This window comes from Halostagnicola sp. A56 (assembly GCF_000691505.1).
GTDB lineage: Archaea > Halobacteriota > Halobacteria > Halobacteriales > Natrialbaceae > Halostagnicola.
This window is the reverse complement of record NZ_JMIP02000017.1, coordinates 22,895-41,115: the sequence shown is the minus strand read 5'-3', so window position 1 is coordinate 41,115 and position 18,221 is coordinate 22,895. Positions and strand designations below refer to the sequence as shown.

General features: G+C 64.0%; 17 protein-coding genes. 10 read left to right on the top strand and 7 right to left on the bottom strand.

Annotation, left to right across the window (positions count from 1 at the left end; all coding sequences use genetic code 11):
- The first annotated feature begins 122 nt into the window (after positions 1-122).
- From EL22_RS07360 to EL22_RS07345, 4 genes are all read left to right on the top strand, one after another.
- Positions 123-2,057, top strand: coding sequence for a beta-CASP ribonuclease aCPSF1 (locus tag EL22_RS07360; RefSeq protein ID WP_050050895.1), 1,935 nt, complete (start codon positions 123-125; stop codon positions 2,055-2,057).
- Between the two features lie 211 nt (positions 2,058-2,268).
- Positions 2,269-3,231 carry an EamA family transporter gene (locus EL22_RS07355; RefSeq protein ID WP_050051251.1) on the top strand — a complete coding sequence of 321 codons (963 nt, stop codon included), beginning with the start codon at positions 2,269-2,271 and terminating at the stop codon, positions 3,229-3,231.
- 108 nt (positions 3,232-3,339) lie between these two features.
- Positions 3,340-3,579 (top strand): hypothetical protein, encoded by a 240-nt coding sequence (locus tag EL22_RS17965; protein WP_050050894.1) that lies wholly within the window; start codon positions 3,340-3,342, stop codon positions 3,577-3,579.
- A gap of 1 nt (position 3,580) precedes the next feature.
- Complete coding sequence (locus EL22_RS07345) at positions 3,581-5,002, top strand: ATP-binding protein (RefSeq protein ID WP_082146706.1); 1,422 nt, start codon at positions 3,581-3,583, stop codon at positions 5,000-5,002.
- Positions 5,003-5,059: 57 nt separating this feature from the next.
- Here the strand turns inward: EL22_RS07345 and EL22_RS07340 are convergent, their stop codons facing one another.
- Positions 5,060-6,124, bottom strand: a complete 1,065-nt coding sequence (locus EL22_RS07340) for a S1C family serine protease (protein WP_050050892.1) — start codon at positions 6,122-6,124, stop codon at positions 5,060-5,062.
- 160 nt (positions 6,125-6,284) lie between these two features.
- On the opposite strand from EL22_RS07340, the gene EL22_RS07335 reads away from it, so the two are divergent.
- Together EL22_RS07335 and rnhB are read left to right on the top strand one after the other, a co-directional pair.
- Positions 6,285-7,673, top strand: coding sequence for a tRNA pseudouridine(54/55) synthase Pus10 (locus EL22_RS07335; protein ID WP_050050891.1), 1,389 nt, complete (start codon positions 6,285-6,287; stop codon positions 7,671-7,673).
- Positions 7,674-7,755: 82 nt separating this feature from the next.
- On the top strand, positions 7,756-8,430 hold the full coding sequence (gene rnhB, locus EL22_RS07330) for a ribonuclease HII (RefSeq protein WP_050050890.1): 675 nt from the start codon (positions 7,756-7,758) through the stop codon (positions 8,428-8,430).
- Positions 8,431-8,463: 33 nt separating this feature from the next.
- Here rnhB and EL22_RS07325 read toward each other — a convergent pair whose 3' ends face one another.
- Both EL22_RS07325 and secF read right to left on the bottom strand, forming a co-directional pair.
- Positions 8,464-10,104: a preprotein translocase subunit SecD gene (locus tag EL22_RS07325; protein WP_050050889.1), complete on the bottom strand. Its 1,641-nt coding sequence runs from the start codon at positions 10,102-10,104 to the stop codon at positions 8,464-8,466.
- Entirely contained in the window at positions 10,101-10,979 is an 879-nt protein-coding gene (secF, locus tag EL22_RS07320; RefSeq protein WP_050050888.1) for a protein translocase subunit SecF, read from the bottom strand. The genes EL22_RS07325 and secF overlap by 4 nt, the downstream gene beginning before the upstream one ends.
- Positions 10,980-11,233: 254 nt before the next feature.
- Here secF and EL22_RS07315 point away from each other — a divergent pair, with 254 nt between their 5' ends.
- On the top strand, positions 11,234-11,566 hold the full coding sequence (locus EL22_RS07315; RefSeq protein WP_050050887.1) for a hypothetical protein: 333 nt from the start codon (positions 11,234-11,236) through the stop codon (positions 11,564-11,566).
- 39 nt (positions 11,567-11,605) lie between these two features.
- On the opposite strand, the gene EL22_RS07310 is transcribed toward EL22_RS07315, so the two are convergent.
- Positions 11,606-12,079 (bottom strand): DUF5812 family protein, encoded by a 474-nt coding sequence (locus EL22_RS07310; protein ID WP_050050886.1) that lies wholly within the window; start codon positions 12,077-12,079, stop codon positions 11,606-11,608.
- 383 nt (positions 12,080-12,462) lie between these two features.
- On the opposite strand from EL22_RS07310, the gene EL22_RS07305 reads away from it, so the two are divergent.
- Both EL22_RS07305 and EL22_RS07300 read left to right on the top strand, forming a co-directional pair.
- Entirely contained in the window at positions 12,463-13,758 is a 1,296-nt protein-coding gene (locus EL22_RS07305) for a hypothetical protein (protein WP_050050885.1), read from the top strand.
- Positions 13,759-13,849: 91 nt separating this feature from the next.
- Positions 13,850-14,968 carry a CPBP family intramembrane glutamic endopeptidase gene (locus EL22_RS07300; protein WP_050050884.1) on the top strand — a complete coding sequence of 373 codons (1,119 nt, stop codon included), beginning with the start codon at positions 13,850-13,852 and terminating at the stop codon, positions 14,966-14,968.
- Between the two features lie 68 nt (positions 14,969-15,036).
- On the opposite strand, the gene EL22_RS07295 is transcribed toward EL22_RS07300, so the two are convergent.
- Together EL22_RS07295 and EL22_RS07290 are read right to left on the bottom strand one after the other, a co-directional pair.
- Positions 15,037-15,495, bottom strand: a complete 459-nt coding sequence (locus tag EL22_RS07295; protein ID WP_050050883.1) for an NOB1 family endonuclease — start codon at positions 15,493-15,495, stop codon at positions 15,037-15,039.
- A gap of 4 nt (positions 15,496-15,499) precedes the next feature.
- On the bottom strand, positions 15,500-15,745 hold the full coding sequence (locus EL22_RS07290) for a PRC-barrel domain-containing protein (protein WP_049952146.1): 246 nt from the start codon (positions 15,743-15,745) through the stop codon (positions 15,500-15,502).
- Between the two features lie 207 nt (positions 15,746-15,952).
- Between EL22_RS07290 and infB the strand changes: the two genes are divergently transcribed.
- Complete coding sequence (infB, locus tag EL22_RS07285; RefSeq protein WP_050050882.1) at positions 15,953-17,752, top strand: translation initiation factor IF-2; 1,800 nt, start codon at positions 15,953-15,955, stop codon at positions 17,750-17,752.
- A gap of 20 nt (positions 17,753-17,772) precedes the next feature.
- Here the strand turns inward: infB and EL22_RS07280 are convergent, their stop codons facing one another.
- Positions 17,773-18,147, bottom strand: a complete 375-nt coding sequence (locus EL22_RS07280) for a cyclophilin-like fold protein (protein WP_050050881.1) — start codon at positions 18,145-18,147, stop codon at positions 17,773-17,775.
- Positions 18,148-18,221 lie beyond the last annotated feature (74 nt).

Genomic DNA, 18,221 nt, shown 5'->3' with positions numbered 1-18,221 from the left:
GCGAGACGAACCAGCAAGACGAATCAGTCTCGGAGACGACACCGCCCTGACTCCCCGCTTTCCGTGGGACGTTCCAGACTCCACGATCGACGGGACGTTCACGAAATCCACATTCGGCGATTATGAGCACTGTAGAGCAGCAACTCGACGATTTGGAAGAACAGATCACGAGCGAGTTACCGGCAGATATCTCGATCTCCTCGGTGAAATACGAAGGCCCCGAACTGGTGGTCTACACGCGCGACCCGAAGAAGTTCGCCCAGAAGGGCGACCTGATCCGGCAACTCGCGAGCAAGCTTCGAAAACGGATCACCGTTCGGCCCGATCCGAGCGTCCTCTCGAGACCCGAAGAGGCGCGCGAGGAGATCATGAACGTCGTCCCCGAGGAGGCAGGGGTGACGGACCTCGATTTCCACGCGGACACCGGCGAGGTCGTCATTGAGGCCCAGAAGCCGGGCATGGTGATCGGCCGCCACGGCTCGACGCTTCGAGACATCACGAAAAACGTCGGCTGGACACCCGAAGTCGTCCGCACGCCGCCGATCGAGTCCTCGACGGTTTCGAACGTTCGAAACTTCCTCAAGCAAGAACGCGACGAGCGCCGGGACGTGTTAGAGCGCGTCGGCCGACAGATCCACCGTGAGGAGATGTCCGACGACGAGTACGTTCGCATCACCACGCTGGGCTGTTGTCGCGAAGTCGGTCGCGCGTCCTTCATCCTCTCGACGCCCGAGACGCGGATCCTGATCGACTGCGGCGACAAACCCGGTGCCGAGGGCGAAGTGCCGTACCTCCACGCCCCCGAAGCGCTCGGTGCCGGCCCGCAGACGATCGACGCCGTCGTGCTTACACACGCCCACCTCGATCACTCCGCGCTGATTCCGCTTCTCTTTAAGTACGGCTACGACGGCCCAATCTACTGCACCGAGCCGACGCGCGATCTGATGGGACTTCTCACCCTCGACTACCTCGATGTCGCCACGAAGGAAGGGCGCACGCCGCCGTACGAATCCGAGATGGTCCGCGAGGCGATCAAACACTGCATCCCGCTCGAGTACGGCGACGTTACGGACATCGCGCCGGACGTCAAACTCACGTTCCACAACGCGGGACACATTCTCGGCTCCGCGGTCAGTCACTTCCACATCGGCGACGGCCTCTACAACGTCGCGTTCTCGGGCGACATCCACTACGACGACACGCGCCTCTTCAACGGCGCGACCAACGACTTCCCGCGGGTCGAGACGCTCGTCCTCGAGTCGACCTACGGCGGTCGGAACGATTACCAGACCGATCAGGCGGAGTCCGAAGAGAAACTCAAGGAGGTCATCAACGAGACCGCAGACCGTGGCGGAAAAGTCCTCGTTCCGGCGTTCGCCGTCGGTCGGTCTCAGGAGATCATGCTCGTCTTGGAGAAGGCGATGCGAGACGGCGAGATTCCGCGGATGCCGGTCCACCTTGACGGGATGATCTGGGAGGCGACGGCGATCCACACGACCTATCCCGAGTACCTCCGCGACGACCTCCGCGATCGGATCTTCCACGACGACGAGAACCCCTTCCTGGCCGACGAGTTCAACCACATCGACGGCGGCGAGGAAGAGCGCCAGGATGTCGCCGACGGCGATTCTTGTATCATCCTCTCGACCTCCGGGATGGTCACCGGCGGCCCGATCATGTCGTGGTTGAGCCACCTCGGCCCGGACCCGGACTCGTCGCTGGTCTTCGTCGGTTACCAGGCCCAGGGAACGCTCGGCCGACGCATCCAGAACGGCTGGGACGAGATCCCCACCAGCGAAGTCGGCGCGATGGGCGACGCCAACGGCCGCGGCACGCTCTCGCTCAACATGGAAGTCGAAACCGTCGACGGCTTCTCCGGACACGCCGACCGCGAGGGCCTCGTGAACTTCGTCGACACGATGAACCCGCGCCCGGAGAAAGTCCTCTGTGTCCACGGCGACGAACGCTCTACGCAGGACCTCTCCTCCGCGCTCTATCACGACTACAACATGCGCACGTTCGCGCCGAAGAACCTCGAGACGTTCCGGTTCCTCTAAGCACGAGCCGGCGTTTCGACTCCGTACAGACTGTTTGTGGCCGCTCGAGTCGCGACGCGAACGAGTCACTTACTCGAACTGCCAAGTAACATTCGAACTGCCGAGTGAACGAGAGCGGTCGCGGCGCGCGGCCCGGATCGAACCCAAGCGACTTTCCGAGTCGGGGCGATACCGCCCCCGTGAGCGATTGCATACGGCGGGTGATCGGCGAGTGATACCGACCTGGTTCGCCTACGCGCTGGTGACGGCGCTGGTCTACGCGGCGATCGCGCTTCTGGCGAAAGTCGTCAGTGGAACCGAGATCGACGATCCGATCGCGCTGACGATCTACTCCTGTGTCCCGTTCTACGCCGTCTACGTCGCGGCCGGATTGCTCCTCGAGCCGACGGTGCTTTCGGCCAGCGCCGTCACCGATCCGACGCCGCTGTCGGCGGCGCTCACCGCGATGGGCTTCGGCGTCGTCTCGACCGCCGGGTACGGGATCTACTACTGGGGTCTCGTCAGCGGCGACGTTTCGCGGTTCGTCCCGGCGCTGGCCGTCGAAACGATCTTCGTGCTCGTTCTCGGCTTCGTCCTCCTTGGAGAGTCGTTCCCCACCGGAGTCTACGCGGGCGTCCTGCTCGTGGTGTTCGGCGCGCTGTTTATTTCCTACGAACACGGGAGCGGGTCGATTCGCGGGACCGTCGGCCCGTCGACGATCGGCGTCGCGCTTGCCGCCGCCGCGGCCTTCGCCGTGCTCAACACGGGAATGAAAGTTCTCACGACCGAGTTCGGGACGCTCGAGGTCCTCTTCTGGATCAGCGTCGGCGGGCTGGTATCGGTCGCTGCGATAGCACCGTTTCGCGAGGGCTCTCGATTCCCGCCGACCGGCGGGAGAGACGACATCTTCGCCCGGCGGCTTTCGAAAGGAACCTCGCTGTTGATCGTCGGCGGGCTGTTGAACGCCCTCGCGTTGCTGACGTTCGTGCGGTCGCTCGAGACCGGGCCGGTGTCGCTCGCGACCGCGATCACCAAACTCGACGTGTTACTCGTGTTCGTGGGCTCGCTGGCGCTGAGCAAACTGACGCCGGAACTGCTCGCCGAACAGTTCGATCCGTTCACGCTGATTCAGAAGGGGACGGCGTCGCTGCTGATCCTCGTCGGCTGTGCGCTGATCCAGTTTGCGGCCACCTAGGGCGGTCGCCTCGCTTTTCTCGCGGATCGTCCGGTCGTCGACCGCGTCGAACCCGGTCGTGTTTCGAGAGGACGGCGCGAAGAGCGAACGTTCGATGGAACCGTTCGAGTGACGGAACGCTCGAAGAACGAGCCGCGAGAACATCGTCGAACGCTCGAGAACGTCCGCAAACAGCTGACCGCTCGACACCGGAACGCCCGCAAACAATCGAACGCACGAGAACGGACGATGAAAAAACGATCGAACGCCCGACAACAGAACGCCCGAAAATCGTCGAACGCTCGAGAGCGCCGATTAGGACAGCTGTTTCGACAGCCAGTTCAGGTTCGTCGCCGCGGCGGCGAGTAAGATCGCGCCGAGCGAGATCAGGATCAGGACCGACGGATTCCTCGCGCTCGACGAGGAATGGGAGTTTACGTACGTCAACGAACGGGCCGCGGAAATTCTCGGGTTGGACGAAAACGAACTCCTCGGGACCAACATCTGGGAAACGTTTTCGGAGAAGCAAGGGACCGAATTCGAAGAACGCTACCGCGAGGCGCTGTCGACGCAGGAATCGGTTTCGTTCGAGGCGTACTACCCGCCCCACGATTCCTGGTACGAAGAACACGTTCACCCCTCCGAGACGGGATTGTCGGTGTACTTTCAGGATATCACCGAGCGAACGGAGGCGCGCCGAAAACTTCACGAGCGCGAACAGCAACTGTCGGCGCTGATGGATAACGTCCCCGGGATGGTGTATCGCTGCCGAAACGAACGCGGCTGGCCGATGGAGTTCGTCAGCGACGCCTGTCGGTCGCTCTCGGGGTACGACCCGAGCGCGCTCGAGGAGGGGACGATCGTCTGGGGCGAGGACGTAGTAGTCGAGGCCGATCGCGAGAGCGTCTGGGATCACGTCCAGACTGCCGTGGACGGCCCGGGAACGTTCTCGGAAACGTATCGTATCGAGACCGCCGAGGGAGAACGACGCTGGGTTCGCGATCACGGGCGAATCGTCGCCGACGAAAGCGAGAGAGAACGCTGGATCGAAGGCATAATCTCGGATGTCACGGAACGAAAACGTCTCGAGACCGAACTCGAGGCCTCGAACGAACGTCTAGAACAGTTCGCCTACGCAGCCTCACACGACCTGCAGGAGCCGTTGCGGATGGTGGCGAGGTACGGGCAGCTACTCGAGGATCGCTACGCGGATCGCCTCGACGAGGATGGGAAAGCGTTCCTCGAGTTCGCCGTCGACGGCGCCGAGCGGATGAAGGAGATGATCGACGGGCTCCTCGAGTACTCCCGGGTCGAAACCGCGGGCGAACCGCTCGAACCGGTCGATCTCGAGGATGTGGTCGCGGAGACGATGGCGGATATCCAGCTGAAAGTCGACGAATCCGACGCCGAAATTACGGTCGACGAACTTCCGGCCGTGAGCGGAGATGTCAGTCAGCTGCGGCAGGTGTTCCAGAACCTGTTCGAAAACGCGATCGAGTACAGCGGGGAGGAACCGCCCCGCGTCCACGTGACGGCCGATCGGACCGGATCGAACTGGACGATCTCGGTTCGAGACGAGGGGATCGGCCTCGACGAGGCCTCCCACGATCGGATCTTCGAGGTGTTCAATCGCCTCCACAGCGGCGACGAATACGACGGAACGGGGATCGGCCTCGCGCTGTGTAAACGGATCGTAGAACGCCACGGCGGCGACATCTGGGTCGAATCCAATTCGGACGGCGGGTCGACGTTTTCGTTTACGCTTCCGGCTGTGCGTTCCGATGCGCAGTGATCGCGGCGCGATTCGCTGCTGTCGGCGGCTACTCTCGAGTGCGTCTCGGCCGAACGGCTAGCGAGTCCCGAGCGTAACCGTCACCGTCGTCTCCTGGCCGTCCCGCCAGAACCCGATGTCGATCTCGTCGCCGGGGCTGGTCTCGAGCGCGAGATACGTCCCCAGCGCGTGGCGGTCGGGGATCGGTTCTCCGTCGAGTTCGTAGATAACGTCGCCGCGCTCGAGTGTGCCTTCAGCGGGACCGTTCGGATCGACACCGGAAACGAGAACGCCGGTCGGCTCTTCGAGGCCGTACTCCTCGACGATTGCTCTGGTGACCTCTCGGTAGCCGATCCCCAGATACGAGTGTTCGTACGCACCGTCGTCGGCCAGCGCCGGGACGACGCGACGGGCGAGCGCAGCGGAGATGGCAAAGCCGATGTTGTCGCCGCCGCCGGCGTTGACGACGCCGATGGCTCGGCCCTCGAGGTCGACGAGCGGGCCGCCGCTGTTGCCGGGGTTGACCGCTGCATCGGTCTGGATCACGTTCGGGAACGGAAACTGGCGATAGGAGACGTCGACCGAGCGATTAACGCCGCTGACGATCCCCTGTGAAACGGACCCCTCGAGCCCGTACGGCGCACCGACCGCGAGCACCTCCTGGCCGACGACCGGCGTCTGCTCGCTCAGCGAGAGCGACACGGCGTCGTCCGGGACGTGATCGACCGCGAGGGCGGCCAGATCGCTGTAGTGGTCCGTTCCAGCGATGGTGGCGGTCGTCCAGTCGCCGCCGATGTACTGAATCTCGACCGAATCGGCTCCGGAGACGACGTGTTCGTTGGTGACGATGTAGTCCCCTTCTTCCTCGAGCGCGACGAGGAATCCCGATCCCTGTCCGGTCCCCTCACCGGCGCGTCTCGGGCTTTCGACGCCGTAGGCGCGGATCTGCGCGATAGAGTCGATGATCGCGTCGTAGACCTGCGTGTAGGCCGATTCGCCGGCGAGGTCGCCGTCGACCTCGAGTTCGGTGGACGAACTCCCCGGAGCGGAGCTCTCCGATTGGGGCGCTGCACACCCCGCGACGACGCCGGTGATGCCGGTCGCGGCCGCGGCGAGATAGCGGCGACGAGTAACGTTGTCCATACGCCACCTTGGGATTCGTCCGATATCAAAGCCGGGAAGACGGTCATCGACTCGTGACACTCGAGAAGCGAAACGAAGCGAGCGCGGGATTTCCCCCGCCGCGATCCGCCGCCGAACGGAAGGGAAAGCGTGTTATCGACGGCGACCCGACACCCCAGGTATGACACCGACGGAAGACGCCCGGGAGTTGCTGGCGACGGGGCCGGTCTGTGACTCCTGCCTTGGGCGTCCGTTCGCCGAACGCAGTTTCGGCCTGACGAACGCCGAGCGGGGACGGGCGCTTCGAACGACGATCGCGCTCGCAGACGACGCGGATTTCGACCCCGTCGAGCCACTCGAGTGCTGGGTCTGTGAGGGATACTGCGGAACGTTCGACGCGATCGCCGAAACGATCGTCGACGCGCTCGAGGGGATCGACTTCACGACCTATCAGGTCGGGAGCCGCGTCCCGCCGCTGATCGAGGAGAACGAGGAGCTCTTCCGCGAGGACGCCGGCCTCGAGCCGGACGTGGGCGAGTCGCTCAAGCGAGAGGTAAACCGGGAGGTCGGCCGCCGCGTCGGCGCAGAAACCGGCGCGGAAGTCGGTTTCGAGCGCCCCGACGTCCTCGCCATCGTCGACCTCGACGGCTTCGATCCGTTCGACCTGCTCGAGGCCGAAGACGACGAAGCGAGCGCGGCGAGAACCAGTGACCCGCAGTCAGTGACGAGCCACGCCGTCGACCTGCAGGTCAACCCCGCGTTCGTCTACGGGCGCTACCGAAAGCTCGAGCGGGACATCCCACAGACCGAGTGGCCCTGCCGGGAGTGTGGCGGCAGCGGCGTTCAGCTTGGCGACGACGGCGAGGAGCCCTGTGACTACTGCGGGGGCTCGGGCTACATGTACGACACGAGCGTCGAACAGGTCGTTCGCCCCCACGTCGTTCAGGCAATGGACGGCGACGAAGGCACCTTCCACGGCGCGGGCCGCGAGGATGTCGACGCTCGCATGCTCGAGGGCGGCCGTCCGTTCGTCCTCGAGGTCAAAGACCCTCGAATCCGGGATCCGGATCCGGAAGCGCTCGAGCGGGAGATCAACGACGCGGCAGACGGTTCGGTCGAAGTCGAGGGGCTCCGTCTCGCGAGCTACGAGATGGTCGAACGCGTCAAGGAACACGACGCGAGCAAGCGCTACCGAGCGGATGTCGAGTTCGGCGACCCCATCGACGAAGCGGCCTTCGGGGCCGCACTCGCCGAACTCGACGGAACGACCCTCGAGCAGTACACCCCACAGCGGGTCGACCACCGGCGAGCGAACATCACCCGCACGCGAACCGTCTACAAGATCGACGGCGAACTCCACGAACCGACGCGAGCCGAAGTCAGACTTCATGGCGAAGGCGGGCTCTACGTCAAGGAACTCATTAGCAGCGACGACGGCCGCACCGAGCCGAGTCTGGCGGGCCTGCTCGAGGTCGACGCCGAAGTCACCGCGCTCGATGTCACCGGCGTCGAAGGCGAGAACGAGCCGTTCGAACGCGAGGAGTACTTCCGGGACGACCGCTCGATCTGATCGGTTTCGAGACCCTTTTTCGCTGTTCTCGAGCGCGCGACGGAAAGCAACGATTTTGCCCGTCGCCCAACCACGGACTGTCATGTACCAGTTCGGGGTCGACGAAGCCGGCAAGGGACCGGTGTTCGGCTCGATGTTCGCCGCGACCGTCTGCGTCGACGATCTCGAGCGGCTGCCCGACGGAATCGCCGACTCGAAGCGACTCGCGGCCGAGCGACGCGAGGAACTGGCCGCTGCGCTTCTCGAGACCGACGGCGTCCACGTCGGCGTCGCCGAGATTTCGACGGTGCGGATCGACGACCCCGAGACGAACATGAACGCCCTCGCCGTGAGCGCGCACGCGAACGCAATCGAGGACGCCACGGCGGGACTCGCGATTGCGGATCAACCAGAGAAAACGGCAATCTCGGGCCTCTGTGACGCCTGCGACACCGACGCGGATCGGTTCGCCCGGCGAGTGAGCGAGGCCTGCTCGCTCGAGGCGACCATCGACGCTCGCCACGGTGCGGACGACGACTCCAAACTCGTCGGCGCGGCGAGTATCATCGCGAAAGTCGAGCGCGACGCTCACGTCGCCGACCTCGCCGCGGAGTACGGCGAAATCGGAAGCGGCTATCCGAGCGACCCCGAGACTCGAGCGTTCCTCGAGTCTTACGTCGAGGAGACGGGCGAGTTACCGCCGTTCGCCCGCGAGTCGTGGTCGACGTGTGCCGACGCGCTCGCGGCGGCGAATCAGACGAGTCTCGAGGGGTTCTGAGCGCTCGGAAATCCAAAAATCGGTTTTCAGACGTTATCTGTCCGTCAGGAGCCGCCGTAGGATATCCCCGTAGGCGGGCCGGGTGATGAGCACGCCGATCAACACGCCGAGGATGGTGATGATGGCGAACCCGCGCAGATCACCCAGACTGAGCACCGCGAGCGGCGACATCGCGATGATCGTCGTCGCGGCCGCGGCCCCGATGACCCAGAACGCTTTGCGGAACCGCGACTCGAAGACGCGCTGGGAGTTGACGTCACCCTCTGACATCACCTCGTCGGCGATGATGATCAGGTCGTCCACCCCCGTTCCGACGACGGCGATGAAGCCGGCGATGTGCGAGAGATCGAGCGGCATGCGTATCAGCGCCGCAAAGCCGAGCAGGATGAACACCTCCGCGAGCGCCGTGAGTATCATCGGCGCCGCGACGCGGCGGTCCTGATAGCGACCGTAGACGACGCCGCTGACGCTGATCACCGAGAGGACGCCGATCAGCAGCGAGTAGGACTTGAACTGGTCGGCCAGCGCCGGCTGGAGCGAGTAGACGTTCCCCTCGGTCAGGTCGAGGGGCGCGCGCAGTTCGCCGGCCTGCAGGTTGACCGACAGCGCCTGTGCGTCCGAGTACTCCTGGGCACCCATCCGGAACTGCGGACTCTCTACCCACTCTCCGGAGGCCATGCTCGATCCCAGTTGCTGGCTCATCGAGTGTGCGGCGACCGGTTCGCCGTCGACGACCGTGAGCAGGCAGTGTTGCTCTTGCTCGTCGTTGAAGGTCATCTCGCCGGTCTGTGGGTCCTGTACGCGACAGTTGCTCCACCCTTGCTGTTCGGAATACCCCATCTCCCGCATATCGGATTGGAAATCCTCGGCGCTGCTATCCTCGACCTGGACGGGGACCTCGTATCCCGTTTCTCGTTCGGGTTGTCTCGGCGGGTCAACCTCTGCGATATCGTCGCCGGTGAGGACCGTCTCGTTGACCTGGGTTCCGTTCTCGCCTCCCGGGTGGTACGCGACGACTTCGACGATACCCCGATCCTCGAGTATCGCTTGGAGTTCGTCTTCGCCCATCTCGGGAACCTCGGTGACGACGTAGTGCTGGTCGCTCATCTCCGCGTCGGTCACCTGCCCGCCGGAGAGTCCGGCCTCGTTGATCCGGAGGGTGATCGTCTCGATCACGTCGTCTCGAGTTTCCTGCGTGACGCCCTCCCTGACATCGTCCTCGGACGCCTCGACGTCAGCGTCCTCGAGGGCGGCGACGAACTCCGCCTCGCTCACGTCGTCGAGGAACAGTTCGACGCTGACGGTGCCGTCGTCGTGGACGACGACGTTCGCGTCGCCGACTTCGAGGCCGAGCGTCTCGTCTGCGTACAGCGACTCTTCGATCTCGGTAACCCGATCCTGATCGACCTCGCCGTCGGAAACGACGCCGGCGTCGACGTTCTCCGCGGTCATCCCGACGACCGGCGCGCTGATTCGCGTCCCGCCCTCGAGACCGAGTCCGTACTCGAGATTGATCGGGTCCTCGGTCCACGACTGGTTGCTCTCTCCTTGCGAGGCGTAGCTGCTGTCGCCCATGACGCCGCCGGGGAGAAACAGCGCGACGACCGCGCCGAGGACGAACACGACGAGCAAGAGAACGCGCCAGTTCTCTTTGAGAAACGCCGTCGGTTTCATCGATTGATCCCCTCGAACTTGTACCAGCGAAGCAGACTGAGGTTCAACATGTAGGTGTTCATCAGATCGGCCGCCAGCCCGACGAACAGGATGGTCCCGATCGAGGCCAGCAGTTCGACGCCCATAATCGTCGCCGCGATGGCCATCACGAGCATGGCGATCATCGAGGTGATCGTCATCGTGACGCCCGTTCTGATCGCCTCGTTCGTGCTCTCGTAGAAGCTCCCGCCGCGACGGAGAATGTGGTTGTTCAACAGGATGTCAGAGTCGACCGAGTAGCCGATCAGCATCAACAGTCCGGCGACGGTCCCGAGCGTGAGCGGAATGTTCGCCAGATTCATGAACGCGAGCGGGATCACGAGATCCGAGAACGCAGAGAGGATGATCGCGATCGAGGGGACGAACGTCCGAAAGAGTAAGAACGTAATGACGCTCATCCCGACGAACGCGACGACGATTCCAAGCAGCGCGGTTTGCTGTGCTTGCGCGCCGAAACTGGCCGACGTTGAGGAGGTCTCTTGGACGACCTCATCGTTGCCCTCGAGCGGCGCGAGATTCTCCTCGGCCTGATCGGTCAGCGCCTGTTGATCCTCGGAGGTAAACTGGACGATGTACTGGTTCGACGCTCCTGTCGACTGGATCGATTCCGGCTCCTCGTCGAACGCAGTCTGGATTGCCGACTCCGAGTCCGTCGTCTCGACGGTCAGTTCCGTGCCGCCGGCAAAGTCCATCCCGAGTGCGACGGGCGTCCCGTAGACTGTGTACGCGATCAGTAGAATCGCCAACGCGACCGCGAGGAAGGCCAACGGAATCGCCGCGAGTTGCCGGTTACTGTACCGGGTGTACTCGATCTCCGGTACGTCGAAATACCCCATATACGCGCCACGTGGGCGCCCCCGAAAGTAAGCCTTCGCAATTCCTGAAGGCCAGTTTCTCGTGGCGAAATCGAACGGAATCCACCGCCTCAATGCGAATAGACGATCAATTTCCGGGCAACCGGGAGTGAATTAATTGACCCATAGCTCGAGGAATCTGCTCACTCGAGTCGTCCACTTCTCGAGCGAGTCCGATCCCTCGAGCCGTCATATCCCACGGTACCGTTTTGAGACTCGAGCCCGTTTCTCTCGCTATGTCGAACAAACCTCGAGCGGAGTCGCGAGAGCGGGCGACGCGCGTCGTCGTTTCCTACCCAGCGGACCTCTCGGAGTGGGGCCAGTCACAACTCGAGCAGTCCTCGTTTCGAGCCTTTCTCCGAAAGACGCGAGACGAGGCTCGAATCGGCGATATCTGGGAGGAGTTCGTCGACGTCGGCTGCTGTGGGAGCACGCTCGACGTGCCGCTGCGGGTCGAGCGACTCGAGGGCGGCGATCTAATCGGCGAGGAAACCGAACTCGAGTACGAGGCCTGCGGCGTCGAGGGCAGTTGGCGCGTCCAGAGCGAAGGCGGCCCGAAACGGGCCTAACGGTTCGTAAAATTCAGCTTCTAGCGGCTATCGCGCCGATTAGTCGGGCAGATACCGTACGCTCAAGACGCCCTCGTCCGGATCCGAGCGAACTTCGACGCGGACGGCCTCGAGTCGGGCCGCTCGAGCCACCGTTTCGTCGTCCTCGAGTACGTCTGTGGCCGCGTCTTCGATGTCCTCGTCCGGAAGCGCGAGGACGTGAATCTCGCCGGTTCCCGCCCGCTCCTCGCGGACGACCTCGCCCGGCTGAGCGTCGGCCGCCAGCTCTCGTTCGTGGGTTGTGGGTCCGAGGTCGCTATCGACGAACTCGACCGTCCGGCGATTCTCCACGTCGACGACCTCCCAGGCGACCTCGAGCGGCGGTTTCGGGGCCACCGTCGCCTCGAGCACGTCGTCGACCTTGAGGCCGGGATTCGACGCAAGGGTGTGAACCTGCGCCGTCTCGACATCTCTGACGACCGCCGACTCTTCTTCCGCGTGGGTGACGACGAACGTCGCCGTCTTCTCGCTCATACTCGAGTCTCGCGGGCGAGGCGTTTCCCGGTTTCGTTCCTCGCCTCCCGTTCCGTGTGGGGTATGAACAACTGGGGAGACGAGCAGGCGGCGAGTCCTTGCAGGAAGAATACGATGAAAGCCCCTTTCGCGCTCGACTCCCGGGCCTCGCTGTGCGCTTCGGTCACTCGCTGCGCTCGCTCCCTGCAGTGCTTGCGTCGTCCGGGTTCGTCGACCCGCGAAAGCCCCTTTCAGTCCCACCCCGCGGTGGATTGGACGGGCTGGCGATTCGAGTGGGGTGGCGGACTGGCAATGTGCGTGGATTGGGTGAAAAGAGCGACACATTGAATCTCGATCGACCGGATGACGGAACGCCTTTAGGGCCGGCCGTCGCGCTCTCGCGCATGGACGTCGACATCGGCAACGCGCTCGCATCGGTCGCCTCGCCGGGCATCTCTCGAGAGGCGCTCGAGCGACTCGACGAGCGGGTCGGTCAGGCCCACGAACGCATCGAAACCGGCAGGGAGAACCACGAGCACGGCTACGCCGCGTTGAACCTCCCCGAGCGAACCGATCCCGACGAGATTCGGCGAGCGGTCGACCCCGTCGCAGACGCCGAGGCGCTGATCACGATCGGCATCGGCGGCAGCGCGCTTGGCGCGGCGACGATCGTCGACGCGCTCGAGGGAGACACCGAGATGGTCTTTCTCGACAACGTCGACCCGGACTGGGTGACGGGCCGACTCGAGTCACTGTCGCTTGCCGAGACGGCTATCAACGTCGTCTCGAAGTCGGGCACGACGGCGGAGACCCTGGCGAACTTCCTCGTCGTTCGGGACGCCTTCGAGGCCGCGGACGTCGACTGGACCGAACGCACGATCGTGACGACCGGCGAGACCGGTCCCCTCTCGGATCTCGCCGAGCGCCACGACCTGCCGAAGCTTCGGGTTCCGGACGGCGTCCCCGGACGGTTCTCGGCGCTCTCGCCGGTCGGGATGGTCGCCGCCGCGGTCGCCGGACACGACCTCGAGGCGCTGCTCGAGGGCGCACAGGCCGAAGCCGAATCGCTCTCTGGCTCGCTGTTCGAGTGTCCCGCCTACGCCTACGGGGCGACAACCTACGCGCTCGATAGTCGCGGGGCCGGGATCAACGCGATGGTTCCCTACGCGGAATCGCTCGAGACCTACGCGGAGTGGTTCGCCCAGCTGTGGGCCGAGAGCCTCGGCAAAGACGATCTCGGACAGACGCCCGTTCGAGCGCTCGGGGTCACCGACCAGCACTCCCAACTTCAGTTATATCGCGCAGGCCCGCGAGACAAACTCGTCACGTTCGTCGCGCCTCGCGATCGGTCAGACCGGACGATTCCGGAGACCGAAGTCGAGGAACTCGCGTACCTCGGCGACTCCACGCTCGGCGAACTGCTCGAGGCCGAATTCGAGGCGACCGAGGCGAGCCTCGCCGCCGCCAGCCGCCCGAACGTCCGCGTCGAACTTGAGACCGTCGACGAGTACGAACTCGGCGGCCTGCTCTATGGAATGGAGGTCTCGTGCGTGTTGGCCGGCGAACTCTACAGCGTGAACGCCTTCAACCAGCCGGCCGTCGAGTGGGCGAAGAACGCAACCCGCGGCCTGCTCGGCGGCGGCGAGTTCGCTGAAGCGGACGCCGTCGCGGAGAAGACGACCCTACGCGTCGAGCGGTAGTCGTCCGACTCCCGGGCGTGGCGACCCCACAGTACGGTGACGCGATAGCCGGATGCGGTGGCCCTATGTGTATCCGCCGGACAGAATGCGTATGGGCACGACAGCACAGTCGGATGCGGACGGCGACCCGAGCGGCGTCGACGCCGTCCCCGCGGTCGGAACCATCGTTACCGCGCTCGCGATGGGGTGTCTCCTGATCCCCGTTCGACAGGGCATCGACGAGCCGGCCGTCATAGGGGCGAGCGTCTTCGCTGCCATCGCCGTCGCGGCCTTTCTCGCGAGCCGATACGGCGTCCTCGAGCGCGAGCGCAGCGGGCTCGTCGCCGCGGTCTCGAGCGCCCTCGTCGTGGTTCTCTCGGCGACGGCGATCATGCTCGGCACGTCCGGCTCGGTAATCGTTCCGGAAGTCGGTTGGTCGATATCGCTGCTTTTCGGCGCTCTCGTGGCGAGTTTTACCGCGACGGGGGTCGCCATCGCGGAGTACGCCGGCATCACGGGGTCCGGACTGAGCCGGCGAGTCGGACAGTTCCTCGAGATGGTGATCCTCGGGTTCGCCGGCCTGATCGCGATGCAGATCGCGTCGATCGTCGTCTCGGTGCCGATGATGGTCGCGGTCGGCGAGCTGACCGAGTTCCAGTGGCAGATCGTGAGCTACCTCGCGACCGGCCTCGGTCTGGGAACGGTCGCGGTCGGCTATCTTCTGTTTCGCGGGTACGGCCTGTCGTACGTCGATATCGAGCTGCCGACGCTCCGAACGGTGGCCTGGATGGTCGTCGGACTGGTTCTCATCTTCGGCGCGAACATCGCCGTCTCCGCGCTCATGACCGGTGCGGGCGTCGAATCTGCCGAACACAGCCTGTCCGAGACGGTCGAACAGAACGTCGGACTCGTCGTCGTCATCATCCCAGCGATGGTACTGATCGTCGGCCCGTTCGAGGAACTTCTGTACCGAAACGTCGTCCAGAAGTCGCTGTACGGAACGTTCTCGCGACCCAGCGCGATCGTCGTCGCGAGCACCGTCTTCATGGTCGTCCACGTCGGCGCCTACGCGACCGCCGGTGCGGGGCAAGTGCTCGCCAGCCTCATCAGCGTCTTCGCACTCTCGCTGGTGCTCGGGACGATTTACGAGCGAACGGACAATCTGGTCGTCCCCGCGCTGGTCCACGGCTGTTACAACGCCTTGCTTTTTGTCCCGTACCTCCTTTCTTGAGAGGAGGGCCGCTATCGATCGCGGGCCAACGCCGATTGCAGTTGTTCTCTCGACGAGTCGCTCGAGAATCAGCTCGGGTTCTTGCGAGCGAGTCCGGATCCGCAGATCGGACAGCGCTCTTTCTCGTCGTCGAACTCACGACCGCAGCCCTGACACTGGAACCGCCAGTCGCGCTGTTCTTCGATCCCCTCTCGAGCGATCACTTCGACATCGACGTTTAACTTCTCCGCGACGTTTTGCATCGCGTAGTCGTCGGTGACGAGGACGCCGTCGAGTTCGAAACTCGCCGCGACGAGTCGGATGTCGGTCTCCGAAAGGGTCTCGAAGTCGCCCGACTCTCGAGCCGCGCGTTCGACCTGTTCGGTGGTGTCCTCGTTCGGAATGTGAATGTGCATTCCGGAGCCTTCCATCGCGTCGTAGCGGTAGGCGCTCTCGTCCTCGAGTTCGTCGCGGACGAGCGGGATAGTCGCAGACTGTTCTGTCGTGTGAAAATCGTGGATAAAAGCCGAGGAATCGAGGATGTACATACCGTTAGCGCTTGACGACGATGTAGTCTTTGACCGCCTGAACGCGGCTGACGGGCACGAGGAATCGGCCGGTGTCGTCGCGGTCGAAATCGACCGCGTGGCCGGGTAGCTCCTCGTCGGGGTCGATGACGAGGTCGTGCAGTTTTCCTGATTTGATGTCCATCGTGACGTTGTAGAGCATTCCCAGTTCGACTCCGTCGGATCCCATGACGGACTTCCCCGAGAGGTTTTCGGCGAGTATGTCGCTCATACCGTACCGTTCAGACTAGTCGCTAATAAATACCATGGAGCGAACACTGATTTCGGAACGGTTGCTCGAGTTTCCGCCGGTGCAGTGATCGACCGCTGCTGGGGCCGGTGCGGTGGACCCGATCGGAATCGGTCGGCGTCGCCGTGACGATGGGTTTAACTACCGTCCTGCGGACCGTTTACCCAAGACCTTCTCTGGTGGTTCACCATGACGGACACGGACACACACGACCCCACATCTCTCAGAACGCCGATCGTGGCCGTCCTCGGGCACGTCGATCACGGCAAGACGAGCCTCCTCGATAAGATACGCGGCTCGGCCGTGATCGAGGGCGAGGCCGGCGCGATCACACAGCACATCGGTGCCACTGCCGTCCCCTTAGACGTCATCTCGACGATCGCGGGCGAACTCGTCGATCCCGACGATTTCGATCTCCCCGGATTGCTCTTTATCGACACGCCGGGACACCACTCCTTTACGACGCTTCGCTCGCGCGGTGGCGCTCTCGCTGATATCGCGATCCTCGTCGTCGACGTCAACGACGGCTTTCAACCACAGACGATCGAGGCACTCGACATCTTGAAGCGTTCGGAAACGCCTTTCATCGTCGCCGCGAACAAGATCGACACCGTCCCGGGCTGGAATCCCAACGAGGACACGCCGATCAACGACACCTACGACGCCCAGTCGGATCGCGCGGCCTCGAGACTCGACGAGAGCCTCTACGAAATCATCGGCGAGTTGAGCGACGAGGGGTTCTCCGCGGACCTCTACTGGCGGGTCCAGAACTTCCATCGAAACGTCGGCGTCGTCCCCGTCTCGGCGATGACCGGCGAGGGCGTCCCCGACCTGCTCGCGGTGATGATGGGCCTCTCCCAGCGCTACATGAAAGCCGAGATGGAGATCGACGTCGCCGGCCCCGGCGTCGGGACTGTCCTCGAGGTCAAAGAGGAGAAGGGATTCGGAACGACGGTCGATACGGTCCTCTACGACGGGACGATCCGTAGCGACGACACCATCGTCGTCGGCGGGACGAACGAACCGATCGTCACCGACGTGCGCGCGCTGCTTCAGCCGCGACCGCTCGCCGAGATCCGGACCGAGAGCCGGTTCGAAAAGGTCGAGTCGGTCAAGGCCGCCTCCGGGATCAAGATCGCCGCACCGGAACTCGAGGACGCGATGGCCGGCGCGCCGGTTCGCGTCGTCAGAGACCGGAATCTCGAGGACGTCGTCGAAGAGGTGCGAGCCGAACTCGCCGACATCGCCGTCGACACCGACGAACAGGGCGTCGTCGTCAAAGCGGACACCCTCGGGAGTCTCGAGGCGATGGCCGACGCGCTCGGTGAGGCCGAAATTCCGATCGTGAGCGCAGAAGTCGGCGACGTCGCACCGCGAGACGTCTCAGTCGCATCGACGGCCGAGGACCCGAAACAACAGGCGATCCTCGGGTTCAACGTCGACGTGCTCGCGGACGCCAAGACGCGGGCCGAACAGGACGACGTGAAACTGTTCACCGACGAGGTCATCTACCAGCTCGTCGAGGAGTACGACGAACACGTCTCGGAACTCGAGCGCGCCCAGCAGGACACGATCCTCGAGAACATCTCCCGACCCGCGCGATTCCGGATCCTGCCGGATCACACCTTCAGACAGAACGATCCGGCGGTCGTCGGCGTGGAAGTCAACGCCGGCACGATCCAGAACAACAACTTCGTCGTCACCTGGGACGGCAACGAGACCGAACGCGTCGGACAGGTCAAAGGGATTCAAGAGCAAGGCGAAGACGTCGACGAGGCCCGCGCCGGCAACCGCGTTTCGGTCGCCATCGACGGTCCGACCGTCGGCCGACAGATCGAGGAGGGCGACGAACTCTGGATGGAGGTCCCCGAGAAGCACGCCAAGATCTTGGAACAGGAACTGACCGACGAGATCCCCGGCGACGAACTCGAGGCGTTGAACATGTACCTCGAGAAACAGCGAAAGCGAGACCCCTTCTGGGGCAAGTAGCGGTTTTTGCAGGGAGCAGCTTAATTTCCGGCGACGATCTGAACTCGAGCACCGCCCTCGAGATTCGACAACGCCGAAACGTCCTCGAGCCGACCGACCACGTTGACGGGCGCGGTCGCTCGCGGTTCCTCGCCGCGACTCGCCGGCGTCGGTCCCCAGAACAGACAGAGTTTGTTCCCGGTGGGCCAGTAGGCGATCGCGCCGACCGGGACCGCCGCGGACTGGTTTTCGGCCGGCACCTCGAGTGGCACGTCGAAGTACAGTTCGTCGCCCCAGCGGACGGCCTCGCCCTCGAGCGGCAGTTCGCACTCGATCGCCCGGCGGGTTTCCGGGGCGTCGTCGTGCCAGGTCGCCTCGAGTTCGCGACCGTCGACGGTGACTCGCAGGTCGGACATATCGAGGCCATCAGACGGCAGGGACGTAATCCTACCGTATGGGTTCGAGCGCCGACAGGAGGGGAACCGAAATT

Coding starts and splice junctions, on each gene's coding strand:
- EL22_RS07360 (WP_050050895.1), top strand. CDS start 123: ATGAGCACTGTAGAGCAGCAACTCGACGATTTGGAAGAACAGATCACG.
- EL22_RS07340 (WP_050050892.1), bottom strand. CDS start 6,124: ATGGACAACGTTACTCGTCGCCGCTATCTCGCCGCGGCCGCGACCGGC.
- EL22_RS07335 (WP_050050891.1), top strand. CDS start 6,285: ATGACACCGACGGAAGACGCCCGGGAGTTGCTGGCGACGGGGCCGGTC.
- rnhB (WP_050050890.1), top strand. CDS start 7,756: ATGTACCAGTTCGGGGTCGACGAAGCCGGCAAGGGACCGGTGTTCGGC.
- EL22_RS07325 (WP_050050889.1), bottom strand. CDS start 10,104: ATGAAACCGACGGCGTTTCTCAAAGAGAACTGGCGCGTTCTCTTGCTC.
- secF (WP_050050888.1), bottom strand. CDS start 10,979: ATGGGGTATTTCGACGTACCGGAGATCGAGTACACCCGGTACAGTAAC.
- EL22_RS07315 (WP_050050887.1), top strand. CDS start 11,234: ATGTCGAACAAACCTCGAGCGGAGTCGCGAGAGCGGGCGACGCGCGTC.
- EL22_RS07310 (WP_050050886.1), bottom strand. CDS start 12,079: ATGAGCGAGAAGACGGCGACGTTCGTCGTCACCCACGCGGAAGAAGAG.
- EL22_RS07305 (WP_050050885.1), top strand. CDS start 12,463: ATGGACGTCGACATCGGCAACGCGCTCGCATCGGTCGCCTCGCCGGGC.
- EL22_RS07300 (WP_050050884.1), top strand. CDS start 13,850: ATGGGCACGACAGCACAGTCGGATGCGGACGGCGACCCGAGCGGCGTC.
- EL22_RS07295 (WP_050050883.1), bottom strand. CDS start 15,495: ATGTACATCCTCGATTCCTCGGCTTTTATCCACGATTTTCACACGACA.
- EL22_RS07290 (WP_049952146.1), bottom strand. CDS start 15,745: ATGAGCGACATACTCGCCGAAAACCTCTCGGGGAAGTCCGTCATGGGA.
- infB (WP_050050882.1), top strand. CDS start 15,953: ATGACGGACACGGACACACACGACCCCACATCTCTCAGAACGCCGATC.
- EL22_RS07280 (WP_050050881.1), bottom strand. CDS start 18,147: ATGTCCGACCTGCGAGTCACCGTCGACGGTCGCGAACTCGAGGCGACC.